This window comes from Wocania ichthyoenteri Th78, from assembly GCF_000789235.1.
Classification (GTDB): domain Bacteria; phylum Bacteroidota; class Bacteroidia; order Flavobacteriales; family Flavobacteriaceae; genus Wocania_A; species Wocania_A ichthyoenteri.
The window spans coordinates 3,834,776-3,849,580 of the sequence record NZ_KN525716.1 but is presented as its reverse complement, the minus strand read 5'-3'; the positions used below and the strand labels follow the sequence as shown (position 1 = coordinate 3,849,580).

Genomic DNA, 14,805 nt, shown 5'->3' with positions numbered 1-14,805 from the left:
TTAGCGAAGTTATTTTAGATATTATTCTGGTCTTAAAGCCTTCAAAAGACTTAGCGTAGTTGCGTCTTATCATGAATTGGTCACACAGTTGAGAAAATAAAGTTTCTATCCTCTTTCTCGATTTTCTAAAAATGTACGGTTGTTTTTTGTAATTGTTTTGATTATTTCTCATCGGTGTATTTAGCTTTATGTTACAAGTATCAAACAAGTTAAGTTGAATTTCTGCGGATAAATAACCTCTATCACCAATTAAAGTGCAATTGCTAATTTGTGCTTTAATATCTTTAAGATAATTCACATCATGAACAGATGCCGGACTCAAATCTATACTCTGAAAAATACCGCTAACAGAACAAATAGCATGTAATTTATACCCATAATAATTAGCACTTTGAGAAGCACAATAACCTTTGTCTGGAAAGACATAAGTAGCTTCTTTACATATTCTTGAACGAGAACTTCTTGATAGCTTACAAACCTCTAAAGGCATGCTATCTACAATGAAATAGTCTTCAAATTCATTAAAATGAGTAGCCAATTTTAAACGTATTGCATCAATATGATTTGCTAACTTTCTTCTTCTACGATTATAAACACTGCGGTTAATTTTTGATGAAATGATATCAGGAAGTTGTCTAAATAGGTTACTCTCACTATCTATACCCATATATTCTGATGTAAGGCTTAGGCTTACCAACTCCAAATCACTCAGTTTGGGTTGTCGTCTTTGATAAGCTAAAAGCTGCTCTTTTGATATTTTTCTTAATACTTCCAATATTCTTTCGTAATTTGCATTTAAGTTGTTCATAATTAATGTTTTATCGCTAAAATAAGTTACTGATTATCAGTAAGATGGACAACTTTTTTCTTTTAAATCATAATGCACAACGGGTATTATATAGTTTAAAATGCTTAAAGCTTTTTAACAAAGCTTTAACCTATTCACCTTAAACCATAGGTTATTTTTGCTGTCTAAAACGGTAAAACCTAACCATGAACAAATTATTTATTTTTGCCCTCTCCTTTTTTTTATGTATTGCAAAAGGCTTTTCACAACCTGAAAATTCAGAAATTTCAAGCACGTCACCTACTTCAATCATTAAGGAAGTTGTAATTACTGGAAAAGTTATTGATAAAGAAACCCAAGAACCTTTAGAATACGCTACTATTGCATTTTTTAGTAAAAAAGAAAACAAAATTGTAACTGGAGGTATTACAGATGCTAATGGTGATTTTAGCATTCCCATAAAAACAGGTATTTATGATATATCTATCGAATATATCGCCTTTAAAACTCAAAAAATATTAAATAAAAAACTAACTACTGATGAAAATATTGGGTCATTCTTATTAGAAATAGATGCAGAATCGTTAGCAGAAGTAGAAGTTATTGCTGAACGTACTACAGTTGAAATTAAACTAGATAAAAAAATATACAACGTTGGTAAAGATTTAACGGTTAGTGGCGGAACAGTAAGTGATGTTTTAGATAATGTGCCATCAGTTTCAGTAGATGCTGAGGGAAATGTAGCGTTAAGAGGTAACGATAATGTACGCATTTTAATTAATGGTAAACCATCTGGCTTAGTGGGTTTAAATTCTACCGATGCTTTAAAACAATTACCAGCCGAATCTATAGAAAAAGTAGAAGTTATTACATCGCCATCGGCTAGATACGAAGCCGAAGGTACTGCCGGTATTTTAAATATTATTCTACGCCGTAGTAAATTACTCGGGCTTAATGGTGCGATTACTGGAAATGTTGGTCATCCAGATGCTGCTGGTATTTCTGGTAATATTAATTACAGAACGGGCAATGTTAACTTTTTTAATACTACATCTTATAGCTATAGAGAATCTATTGGTCGCTGGTATAACGATGTAAAATACAATGATATTAACACGCCCGATTTAGATGAAAAAAGAGATTGGGTAGATATAAGAAAAGGATTTAATACAAACGCTGGGATTGAATGGTATATAAACGATTCGGCATCGTTAACATCTTCTATAGTTTATAGTAATAGTAATAGCGACAATAATTCGGTAAACAATCTTATTCAATTTAATAAAGTAAATAGCACAACAAGTAAAAGTGTTCGATTAGATCCAGAAAGAGAAGATGGAGAAACTATTCAATACTCATTAAATTTCACAAAAGATTTTGATAAAACCGATCATAAATTAACTTTCGATTTTCAATTTGAAGATTCTAATGAAGACGATAACTCATTAATAAATGTTGATGGTACAGATACAGATTTTGTGACTACTCTAGATAACCAAACAAACATATTATTACAATCTGATTACACCTTACCTGTTGGTGAAATGAGTCAAATAGAAATAGGGTTTAGAGGTGATTTTAGCGACCGCTCTACAGATTATACTGTAGAATTATTAAATCCTAACACTGGAGCATTCGAAATAAATAATAATCTTTCAAATCTTTTCAACTTCAAACAGTACATAACCGCTGTTTACACACAATATGGTAGTAAAATTGAGAAGTTTTCATATTTATTAGGATTACGATTAGAAAACACAAGAACTACTTTAGACCAACCAACAAGTGGTGATTTTAAAAAGAAGAACCTCACAGGTTTATTTCCTACCGCAAACTTAAATTACGAATTAAGCGATAACGAAAGTTTATCATTAGGCTATAATAGAAGGTTAAGAAGACCGCGTGGTTTTATGCTAAACCCTTTTCCGTCTCGCTCTAGTTTAACCAATGTATTTCAAGGTAATCCAGATCTAGACCCTACCTATTCTGACAAGTTTGAATTAGGCTACTTAAATAGGTTTGGAAAGTTTACTTTAAGCACCGCAGTATATTATGAACATTCTACAAATATCATGTCTTTTGTTAGTAGAGAAACAGGAGAAACCGTTATTATTGATAATGAAGCATTTCCAGTAATACAAAGAGGCCCAGTAAATTTAGCAACGGATAATCGTTCTGGTTTTGAGTTTAACTTAAACTATAGTCCTACACGCAAATGGCGTGTAAATACTGATTTTAATCTTTTTAAATTAAAAAGAGAAGGCGAATTCAATGATATCGATTTAAGTTCGGATGCTTTAAATTGGTCTGTGCGATTAAGCAATAAGTTAACATTACCAAACAAAATCGATTGGCAAACCAATATGAATTATAGAGGTCCTAGTGATGATGCTCAAAATAATAGAAAAGGACGTTTTTCTGCAAATATGGCCTTTAGTAAAGATTTGTTTAAAGATAACGCTTCAATAGCATTTAATGTTAGGGATGTTTTAAATAGTGCTATTTTTAAAAACCATATTATTACAGATACGTTTACTTCTGATCAAGAAATTCAATTTAGAGGTGGACGTACTTATAATTTATCTTTTACATATAGGTTTAACCAACAGAAACAACGCGAACGCAATCGTGATTTTGGTGGCGGAGATGTGGATATGTAAAAACAATCTTAAACAAAAAAAGGAAGCTAAATTAGCTTCCTTTTTTTGTTTTGTATATATTATGTTTTAAGCAGCATTACGTTTCGCTTTCTTTTCTTCTCTAATTTCTTTTAATCTTTCAATTAAAGAACCTCCAATCCAATAAGGGATTACAAAAGTTAATAAAAATATCATTAACCAAAAACCGATTGTTAAAATGGTTAAAAAAGCTAAAAATCCTAAATATTGATCAAAATCAAACATAATTGCAAGTGTCTTATTAAAAAATCTTATGCAAAGATATAATAAAGAGATGTGTTATACAATATCAAAATTAAAAATTATCAACAGTCTTTTACTAATCCAAATTAGGTTGAGGCGTCATTCGTAAATAAGGTTTCACTTCTTTATATCCTTTTGGAAATATACTTGGTATATCTTCTGTGGCAACAGATGGTACAACCACACAATCATCTCCGTTTTGCCAATTGGCTGGTGTTGCTACTTTATGATATGCCGTTAGTTGTAATGAATCGATAACACGTAACAATTCATCAAAATTTCTACCCGTGGATGCAGGATATGTTATAATAAGTTTTACTTTTTTATTATTATCAATTACAAAAACAGAGCGTACTGTAAGTTTACTATCTGAATTTGGGTGAATCATATCGTAAAGTTCTGAAACTTTTCTATCTTCATCAGCAATAATCGGAAAATTAACTGTTGTGTTCTGCGTTTCATTAATATCTTTTATCCACCCATGATGCGACTGTACACCATCTACACTTAATGCAACAACTTTAGTATTACGCTTGTCAAATTTAGCTTTGTATTTTGCTACCGTTCCTAATTCTGTGGTACAAACTGGTGTATAATCTGCTGGGTGAGAAAATAGAATGCCCCAACTATCGCCTAACCATTCATGAAAATTAATAGTTCCTTCTGAAGATTGTGCTGTAAAATTTGGTGCTTCATCTCCTAATCTAATTGTTGCCATAATTGTATTTTTTAAATTATATTTTATATCCTACTAAATTAGTAGATTTTAATTTAATTAAGCAAAAACATTCGTTATTTATATGTTAAAAAGAAGTTGTAAAAACTAACAAATATCATAATAATAACCAGACGAAAACAATTAACTTTGTATCTTATAATTAAATCATTATTACCATGAGTTACAGAATAGAAAAAGATACTATGGGCGAGGTAAAAGTACCTGCTGATAAACTTTGGGGAGCACAAACAGAACGCTCTAGAAATAACTTTAAAATTGGAGCTCCGGCTTCGATGCCACTAGAAATAGTTTACGGTTTTGCTTATCTTAAAAAAGCGGCAGCTTACACAAACTGCGAATTGGGTATGCTGGCTATTGAAAAACGTGATTTAATTACACAGGTTTGCGATGAGATTTTAGATGGCAAGCACGACAACCAATTTCCACTAGTTATTTGGCAAACAGGTTCTGGAACACAGAGTAATATGAATGTGAATGAAGTTATTGCCAACAGAGCGCATCAAATAGCCGGAAAAACTATTGGTATAGGCGAAAAAACCATTCAGCCAAATGATGATGTTAATAAATCGCAATCATCTAACGATACCTTTCCAACTGGCATGCACATTGCAGCTTATAAAAAAGTAGTTGAAACCACAATTCCTGGTGTTAAACAATTACGTGATACACTAAATAAAAAAGCTGAAGCCTTTAAAAATGTAGTTAAAATTGGCCGCACACATTTAATGGATGCTACTCCATTAACACTTGGACAAGAACTTTCTGGCTACGTAGCACAGCTAGACCATGGTATAAAAGCTTTAGAAAATACGTTACCACATTTAAGCGAATTAGCTTTAGGAGGTACAGCAGTTGGCACTGGCTTAAACACACCAAAAGGTTATAGCAAACGCGTTGCAGAATATATTGCAGAATTTACAAAGCTCCCTTTTATAACAGCTCCAAATAAATTTGAAGCATTAGCAGCACATGATGCTATTGTTGAAACTCACGGTGCTTTAAAACAACTAGCGGTATCTTTAAATAAAATAGCAAATGATGTTAGAATGATGGCATCTGGACCACGTTCTGGTATTGGAGAAATTATAATTCCAGCTAACGAACCAGGTAGTTCTATTATGCCAGGAAAAGTAAACCCAACACAATGTGAAGCTTTAACTATGGTTTGTGCGCAAGTAATGGGTAACGATGTGGCTATTAGCGTTGGTGGAATGCAAGGTCATTATGAGTTAAATGTTTTTAAACCAGTTATGGCAGCAAATCTTTTGCAATCTGCTCAGCTAATTGGAGATGCGTGTGTAAGTTTTGATATCAATTGTGCTGTTGGTATAGAACCAAACCATGAAGTAATAACTAAATTATTGAATAACTCTTTAATGCTAGTTACAGTTTTAAATACTAAAATAGGTTACTATAAAGCTGCAGAAATTGCTAATACTGCACATAAAAACGGAACTACATTAAAAGAAGAGGCTATTAATTTAGGTTATGTAACTGCTGAAGATTATGATGCTTGGGTTAAACCTGAAGATATGGTAGGGAGTTTAAAATAAAACTTCATTAAATTGTCTAGTCCTAAATAATCGATACAGATTAATAAAGGATTAAATTTATAAATTAAACCTGAACAATATTACTATTGTTCAGGTTTTTTGATTTATATCGTTTTGGTTTTAAAGTGTTTTGTTGATGCATTTGTATTGGAGTTAACATGTTGTTAGACCAATGCGGTCTTTTTTTATTGTAAATTTTTATTGCATTTTTAATTAAAATGATCCTTAGCTTTAAATCCACATTGTGTTTCGCTATACCAAATTCTTGTTTTAAAATACCATTTATACGTTCTGCGATAGCATTTTCATAAGGATCATATTGTTCAGTCATACTTGGTTTTATAAAGTTATCTTTTAGTTTTTCTTGATAGTCATCAGAACAGTATTGTAAACCTCTATCAGAATGATGAATCAAACCTTTTTGTTTATATTTTCTGTTTTTAATAGCCATTTCCAAAGCTAATATAGAACCAGATGCATTTAAACTGTTAGATACATTATACCCTACAATCTTCTTAGAATAAGCATCTGTAACCAAAGCGAGATAAGATGGATTTTTTCTGTTTCCTGTGTATGTGATATCACTAACCCAAACTTGTTCTGGTTTTTTAATTTCTAAAGTACTTATTAAGTTTTTGTGTTTTCTAAAACGATGATGTGAGTCTGTTGTAACATGATAACTTCGTTTTGGTTTTATAAGTAAATGGTTTGCTCTTAGTATTCTAAAGAGTTTATCTCTACCAATATTTAAAGCTGTTAATTGTGTTTTCAGTATATGATAAAGCTTTCGAGTTCCAAGATTTGGCATGGATATGCGAACGGATTGCACTAGTGCTATTACTTTTTGGGCAACACTTTGTTTTTGTCTTTTGGATTGTATCGACCTATAGTAAACCTGTCTATCAATCCCGAGTAAATAACAGGTAGAAACTACTGTTTCTTTGTGGGCTTCTTTGAAGCGGTCAATAACTCGGGATTGTAATTTTTTCTAACATCAATATTATATTCCTTTTCGACCATATCAACCATCATATCAAAAAGAATCACTTTTTTATCTGCGCGTTCTGCTAGATATTCAGCTCTTGCTTTCTGCTTTTCTAATAGTTTTACTTGCTGTTCTAATTCTAAAATACGTTGCTCGGGAGTTGTAGACATACTGGTGGAGATTTGTTCTTGCCAGTCAAAGTTACCATATTTTTTTAACCATCTGGTAATGGTCGAACCAGCTTGAATGCCATATTTGTCACGTGCTTGGCTTCTAGTTAGAAATCCTTGCTCTATTTCTTGGACAACTTCTAGTTTAAAAGAAAGGGAGTAATCTTTTTGGGTACGCTTAACGTAACCTGTGTTTTCTGATGTTTTCATTACACTAAAGTTTTAGTGTATCGCTATTTCAGGACGGGACAAATATGTTATATAAAAAAACAGGTAATAATTACCTGTTTTTTTTTTGGTTGATTAGCTATTAATCCTTTGTATTTTACAATTAACAAAAGAAATCGAGTCAAAGATATAATTTAACATATTCTTATTAATTAACATTTGTTAATTAGCTACCTATTTTTTTTCTTATTCTACTTAACTGTACTGAAGTTATTCCTAAATATGATGCAATATGATACTGAGAAATCAGTTTATCTACATTTGGTATTTGCTTTTTTAATTGAAGATAACGCTCGGTAGCATTTAACGATATGGAATCTATTAAACGCTTTTCGTACTTTATATATAGAAATTCTAAAATCTTAGTATATAATGCTTTTAGCGCCGAATTTTTTTTGCACAAACCCATTACTCTATAATAATCAATCTCATAAATTTTGCAATCTGTTAAGGCTTCAAAAACCAACGATGACGGCTTTCTTTTCATTAAAGCCGTCAAAGAAGCCGCAAAACTTAATGGTAAATAAAAACTTTTATTAAATTCTTTTCCAGATTCAGTTATCAAATAGCAACGTATAATTCCAGAAACAATCATATATGCTTTTGAAGGCACATCATCTAATTTTACAATTTGAGATCCTGCCTTTATTCTTTTAAATGTGGTTATTTTCTGAATTTCAGAAAAAGTATCTTCAGATATGTCTGAAATAGAATTTAAAAAAGTAAAATTTTTATGCATATTTGCTTGTCCTAAGTATATATAGTATATCCTAATATAATACCTTCTACTGCATTAATAATTAGTTTATCTACAATTTGCAAATAAACTTGTTTATGTGCTAATTGCATTTAAAAAAAATGAAGTGCCTCTTTATACGAGTCAGTAAACTATATAAACCAAGTTAAAAACTTATTATTATCCTATACGGAATATTTTTGAAATAACAGTAAGTTTTTACCTCACTTTTAGTAAGCTAAAAACAACTCAAAACTTATAAAATAAATAATTTAACCTTACTAAAACTAAGGTTTTAGCTTACCCAAAATCCAAAACGTCTTTCTAATTTTATAAGCACATTACAAACCATAAATAATGTTCTTATGAATACACGATTTTTAATTTTTACATTTCTTTTGCTGACATTTAATATTGCAGCTCAAGATTTACCTACCATCGTTCCTCCATCACCAAATGCTTCTGCATTCCATGTATATGGCAATACCCAAACGAATAATTATACGGGTTCTCCAGATATATCTATTCCTATATGGGAAGTCAAGGAAGGCGAGCTATCTGTTCCAATTTATTTAAAATATACAGGAGGTAACGGAATTAAAGTAGAAGAAATAGCAAGTTGGGTTGGTTTAGGTTGGACGCTTAATGCTGGAGGAGCAATATCTAGAACAATTAGGGGTATTGCTGATGAGGATGATACCAGATTTGGTTTTTTTAGAACAAATGGTATACCAGCTCCCATTACAGCTAATTATTCGCTTTATGAACAGATCAATAATGGAAATAGGGATGGAGAACCAGACAAGTTCATGTACAATTACCCTGGAGGTAGTGGAAGTTTCTTTTATAATTATGATCAAAGTATTTATTTTAAGCCCAAAAAAGATATTAAAGTAACTCACAATATTGGTATTGAACCTGAGTCTATTGCTCCAGTCCATTGTGAAACTTATGACGATGTTATAACTGATTTCACATTAAATGATGAATATGGAAACACCTTTCTGTTTAAAGACAAAGAGCGAAGTAATACTATAACTTTTGGAACTAGCTACTCTGATACTAGAGGGTTTCCTTCTACATGGTATTTAAGAAAAATGGAAAACCGTAATAAGACACATGCCATAGATTTTGAGTATGATACCTATGGCTATAGCTTAAAACGAACCGTAAGTACTTTTATAAAGAGAAATGAGATTGAAGGAAATATATTTACTGAAACATCTTATATAGGCAAGCGTTTAAAAAAAATTGTCTTTTCCCAAGGCTCTGTTGAATTTGTAGCATCTACATCAAATAGAAAAGATTTGAGTAACAATAAATATTTAGATAAGATTATTGTAAAGGATTTTCATGGAAAAATAATTAAGACGATAAAGTTTTCGTATAAATATATGACTACAAATACCTTAGTTGATTTAAGTGCTAATTTGCCAAATGAAGAGACAACAAGATTGGTATTAACCTCGATACAGGAATGTGATGGTAATAATAATTGTAATCCTCCAACTATTTTTACTTATGCTACTTCGCATTATTTGCCATCAAGATTTTCTAAGGCACAAGATCATTGGGGGTATTATAATGGGCAAAACTCAAACTCAACCTTAGAACCCAAACATATTATTACTTGGTATAACCCATATAACCCATCTAATAATAAAATAGAAACACTGGAAGTAGGAACCGCAAATAGGGTACCTGATGTTAATTATGCAAAAGCAGGGATTTTAATGGAGGTTAAGTATCCAACGGGAGGAAAAACTGTTTTTGACTACGAATCCCATACTGCTATAAATGATGAATTGCAAGGGGAGTTAACCAATGTTACTGAGGGTGTGTATTGGGAAAACACTATACTTCCTTTTACTATCAATTCAAATGCTAGTACAACAAAGGTAACGGTCTCGGGTTCTTACCATGATCCAGTAAATCAATGCAAACCGAAAGTTTATATAAAGAATACTGCTACTAATCAAACATATACATTGTCCCTTCTACCCCAAGATCTGTTTTTGTCTAACGGAAATTATCAAGCTTGGTTTGTTTTAGAGTCTACGGTTGTAAGTTCTTGTCCCACACAGTCTGATCCTGCTCAAGTACTTTTAAAATGGACTACTGAAAGTAATTCTCAAATAAAAACTATTGGAGGTTTGAGGGTTAAAAGTATATCGGATTACAAAAATAGTACATTAACAACAAAACGAAACTTTAATTATGATGGCAATGATGGATTGACATCAGGAAGAGTGATTAACGTTCCCGAATACTCTAGGTTTTTAGAGAACTACTCTTGGTCTTCTCAAACAGGTTCACCTGTTTTTTATATTAGATATGTGAACTCCTATACACCCCTATTTACGACTCAAGGCTCTGATGTAGGTTATGGAAAAGTAACTATTTCTCATGAGAATACAGCAACGGGGAAAGAGGAGTTTTATTATACAACAGTAGATGATTACCCAGACTCATATAATGGTGTTCATTATAACAATACTGCCTTAGATTATTTTAATTATTTAGGTAAAAAATATCCACATTACCCACTTCCACAAACTGATAGTAAAGACTATTTAAGAGGTGTAATAAAGAAAAATATAAAGTTCAAAAAACAAGGTGATAATTATATTGAGGTTTATGAAAAAAAATATTATTATGATACATTAAATTATTCAAAGGGAGATATTTCTATTGACAATCATATAGAAAATGCAGCAAGTACTGTAAGAGGTGTAAAAACACATAAAGAGGGAAGTGATTTAAGTTTTACTTTTTATAATATATATACTGGGTACAACCTACCTTCAAAAACAATAGAAAAACAATTCAATTCTTCAGGAAACTTAATACAAACTAATATTAAAAACTATGATAAGGATTCTTATGGTATTGCCAATTATTATATCCCAACGGTTAACGAAATGATTGATAGTAAGGGTAGTGTACAAAAAAGTATTACAACTTATGTCTTTAATGAAGCGGGAAAAACAACTGCTGAAAATAACTTGTTGATAAAAAAAGCTCCATATATAGCATTGCAAGTGGATGCTTATAAAGATGCGGCGAAACTATCCTCACAATACACGGTATATAACCATACCAAATGGCCTAGTTTAAATTTACCTGAGTCTGTTAAGATTTCAAAAGGAAGTAACGCTCTAGAGAATAGGGTCATATATCACGATTACGACCACAAAGGTAACCCTGTAGAAGTCTCAAAATCAAACGGCACACATATAATATATGTATGGGGCTATAATGAACAATATCCTATAGCAAAGATAGAAAATGCCACATTTACAGGTTTAGCTACAAATATACAAACCGCTATTAACAGTGCAGTTACAGCATCAAATAATGATATTGATACACCCACAGAAGACAATTTAAGAACCGCTTTAAACAATCTTAGAGGCCTATTTCCTAACGCTATGGTAAGCACCTACACCTACGACCCATTAATAGGAGTCACCAGTGTAACCGACCCCAAAGGGTATACCATATATTATGAATACGATGCCTTTAACCGTTTAAAACAGGTTAAAGACAAAGATGGTCATATTTTAAGTGAAAACGAGTATAACTATAAAAACTAAAAAACGATGAAAAATTATATATACACCCTGTTGTTTTTGTTTGTTACACAAATAGTTATAGCACAAACACCATCCACCATTAGTACACCAGAATCGGGACAGTCAAGCTATATAGTTACAGGAACAGAAGCACTTACAGCGACGCAAAGTATTATTTTAGGTCCGGGAACGCATATACAAAGCGGTAGTACCTTTACAGCCCAAATTATAGAACCAACCACGGCGACAGACCCATATACTCCCATTACTTTTAGTAATGAAAATTATGTGTTTACACGAAGTTATCAAAAACCAATGACAAGTTTTAATGCGACCACAGCAAAAGAAGGCGATGTAATAGAACAAATTACTTATTTTGATGGCTTGGGTAGACCTATACAAAGCATAGGTATTAAATCTGCGCCAGATAAAAAAGATATAATAACCCATATTGATTATGATGGTTTTGGAAGACAAGATAAAGACTGGTTACCTTACTACGAAACCACAGGAAGCTTAGGGAATTACAGAGGTAATAAAGCTTTAGCCACACAACAATACTATCAAACCAATTATGCTGATGATTTTGTAGGCATTACCAATGCACAAGATATAACGGCCTATTCGCAAAAAGGTTTTGAAGCCTCACCTTTAAACAGAGTATTAAAACAAGCCGCTCCTGGCGACGATTGGAAACTAGGAGGCGGTCACGAAATAGATTTTGATTATCAAACCAATACTTTCGACCCTAACAATACAACAAATCCTAGCAATGACAATATTAGACTCTATAAAACAGATTTGTCTTTTGCAAATAATACCTATACCCCAACCTTAATATTAGATTCTGGAGTTGCTGGATATTATGGAGCAGGAGAATTATATAAAACCATCACAAAAGATGAGAATCATGATGGTACATCATCAAAAGCACATACTACTGAAGAGTTTAAAGACAAACAAGGGCGTGTCATTTTAAAGCGTACTTATGGCACATCAAAAGTAAATGGCGTTACACAAACTAATGTCGCACACGATACCTATTATGTATATGACGATTATGGTAATTTAAGCTATGTATTACCACCTAAATCTGAACCTCAAACAACAAAGCCAGATGCTACAGCACTCTCAGAGCTTTGTTACCAATATAAATACGACTACAGAAATAGACTGGTAGAAAAGAAAATCCCAGGAAAAGGTTGGGAATATATTGTTTACGATAAGCTAGATAGACCTGTATTAACCCAAGATACCAACTTAAAACTCTCAAACCAATGGATGTTTACTAAATACGATGTATTTGGTAGAGTGGTGTATACAGGGTTGCATACCAATACCGTACAAACTACACAACCTACCATGCAAGCCCATGTTATAGCACAAAATGATTTAGATACCAAGCAATATGAAACCAAAGTAACATCGGGAACAGGATATGATAACTCTTATTATAACAACAATAATTACCCAAGTACAAATATTGTTTTACTTACCATCAACTATTACGATAATTACACCTTTGATGGGTTTACAAACATGCCTTCAAATATAGATGGGCAAACCCTTATTAACTATAATAACTCCAGTGGTACACAAAAACTAACAAAAGGCTTAGCTACAGGAAGTAAAGTACGTGTTTTAGACGGTTCAAATCCTACAAATTGGATTACCACCATAACAGGATACGATGTAAAAGGACGCCCTATTTATGTAAAAAGTGTTAATGACTATTTACAAACTACAGATATTGTTCAAAACACCTTAGACTTTGTAGGTAAAGTAGATAAAACTACGACGACACATTCCAAAACAGAACAAACAGATATAAACACACAAGATGCTTTTGTGTACGACCATGAAGGAAGGCTGTTAAGACAAAAACAAACAATAAACACCCTAGATCAAGAAACTATAGTTGATAATACCTATAATGATTTAGGGCAATTAGAATCTAAAGGCGTAGGTGGTAAATCTTCAAATGCAACAAGGCTTCAAGAGGTTAATTATGCCTATAACGTAAGAGGTTGGTTAAAACAAATTAACAACCCAACCACTTTGGGTAACGATTTATTTAGTTTTAAGCTTAATTATAATACTAATAATCATGGAGGCACAAATTTATTTAATGGTAACATCTCTGAAACCGTGTGGAAAACTGCCAATACGGACAATAGTTTAAAATGGTATAAGTACAGTTATGATGCTTTAAATAGAATTACTGATGCCAATTATGATTCGAGCAATTCTGGGGAAACTAATTGGTTTAGGTTATTTGATGTAGCTTATGATAAAAATGGAAATTTAATTGCTTTAAAGAGACATAAAAAAGGTAGTCTTGGACAAAGTGTTGCTTTAGATTATTTGGCTTATACTTATGATTCTGGAAATAAGCTACTAAAGGTTGAGGAGCTAATTGATGGAGCTAGTGGTTTTGAAGATGGTAGTAATGGTTCTACAAATGATTATGCGTATGATTCCAATGGTAACATGCTCAAGGATCAGAACAAGGGCATTGGCAACCCTTCAAACAATGGTATTACCTATAATCATTTAAACCTACCTGATGAAGTAAAATTTGAGAACAACAATAACAAAAAAATTAAGTATATTTACGATGCCACAGGTGTAAAGCTGAGAAAGTTTGTGTATAATAATAGTATTACGCCAACCACCACAGATTATGCAGGTAACTATGTGTACGAAGGCAGTTCTTTGAAATTCTTTAATCATCCTGAAGGTTATGTAGATGCTAGTGGTAGTGGTTATGAGTATGTATACCAGTATAAAGACCATTTAGGGAATGTGAGGTTGAGTTATAAAGGCAGCAATGGTAGTCTTGAAATACTAGAAGAAAACAACTACTATCCATTTGGACTTAAACATAAAGGGTATAATGCGGTGGTGAATAGTACGAATCCTGCGCTTAAGTATAAGTTTGGCGGTAAGGAATATCAAGATGAGTTAGGTTTAGATTGGTATGATGTATCTGCAAGGAATTATGACCCTGCATTAGGTAGATGGATGAATATTGACCTTCTTGCAGGTGCAATTGGGCAGATACATAATTCTACGTATGCATATGCAATGAACAATCCAATAGCATTTAAC

10 protein-coding genes are annotated in these 14,805 nt (G+C 32.3%); 4 read left to right on the top strand and 6 right to left on the bottom strand.

Annotated features, from left to right (window positions below):
* Window positions 1–808: IS982 family transposase (locus tag RG22_RS16670; RefSeq protein ID WP_204244196.1), on the bottom strand; the 808-nt coding region annotated here is incomplete at its 3' end.
* A 185-nt stretch (window positions 809–993) separates the two neighbouring features.
* On the opposite strand from RG22_RS16670, the gene RG22_RS16665 reads away from it, so the two are divergent.
* Entirely contained in the window at window positions 994–3,447 is a 2,454-nt protein-coding gene (locus tag RG22_RS16665) for a TonB-dependent receptor (protein ID WP_034045377.1), read from the top strand.
* A 66-nt stretch (window positions 3,448–3,513) separates the two neighbouring features.
* Here RG22_RS16665 and RG22_RS18050 read toward each other — a convergent pair whose 3' ends face one another.
* Window positions 3,514–3,690, bottom strand: coding sequence for a hypothetical protein (locus tag RG22_RS18050; RefSeq protein ID WP_199099752.1), 177 nt, complete (start codon window positions 3,688–3,690; stop codon window positions 3,514–3,516).
* 94 nt (window positions 3,691–3,784) lie between these two features.
* Window positions 3,785–4,426: a peroxiredoxin gene (locus RG22_RS16660; protein ID WP_034045375.1), complete on the bottom strand. Its 642-nt coding sequence runs from the start codon at window positions 4,424–4,426 to the stop codon at window positions 3,785–3,787.
* Between the two features lie 176 nt (window positions 4,427–4,602).
* On the opposite strand from RG22_RS16660, the gene fumC reads away from it, so the two are divergent.
* Window positions 4,603–6,000: a class II fumarate hydratase gene (gene fumC, locus RG22_RS16655; RefSeq protein WP_034045372.1), complete on the top strand. Its 1,398-nt coding sequence runs from the start codon at window positions 4,603–4,605 to the stop codon at window positions 5,998–6,000.
* 64 nt (window positions 6,001–6,064) lie between these two features.
* On the opposite strand, the gene RG22_RS17750 is transcribed toward fumC, so the two are convergent.
* From RG22_RS17750 to RG22_RS16640, 3 genes are all read right to left on the bottom strand, one after another.
* A complete protein-coding gene (locus tag RG22_RS17750; protein ID WP_034040219.1) occupies window positions 6,065–6,907 on the bottom strand; it encodes an IS3 family transposase in 843 nt (280 codons plus the stop codon).
* Between the two features lie 23 nt (window positions 6,908–6,930).
* Complete coding sequence (locus tag RG22_RS18045) at window positions 6,931–7,365, bottom strand: transposase (RefSeq protein ID WP_034040217.1); 435 nt, start codon at window positions 7,363–7,365, stop codon at window positions 6,931–6,933.
* Between the two features lie 184 nt (window positions 7,366–7,549).
* Complete coding sequence (locus tag RG22_RS16640) at window positions 7,550–8,122, bottom strand: Crp/Fnr family transcriptional regulator (protein WP_034045370.1); 573 nt, start codon at window positions 8,120–8,122, stop codon at window positions 7,550–7,552.
* A gap of 362 nt (window positions 8,123–8,484) precedes the next feature.
* Here RG22_RS16640 and RG22_RS16635 point away from each other — a divergent pair, with 362 nt between their 5' ends.
* Window positions 8,485–11,715 carry an RHS repeat domain-containing protein gene (locus RG22_RS16635; protein WP_034045368.1) on the top strand — a complete coding sequence of 1,077 codons (3,231 nt, stop codon included), beginning with the start codon at window positions 8,485–8,487 and terminating at the stop codon, window positions 11,713–11,715.
* A 6-nt stretch (window positions 11,716–11,721) separates the two neighbouring features.
* The coding region (locus RG22_RS16630; RefSeq protein WP_244462156.1) for a DUF6443 domain-containing protein at window positions 11,722–14,805 on the top strand (3,084 nt) is incomplete at its 3' end.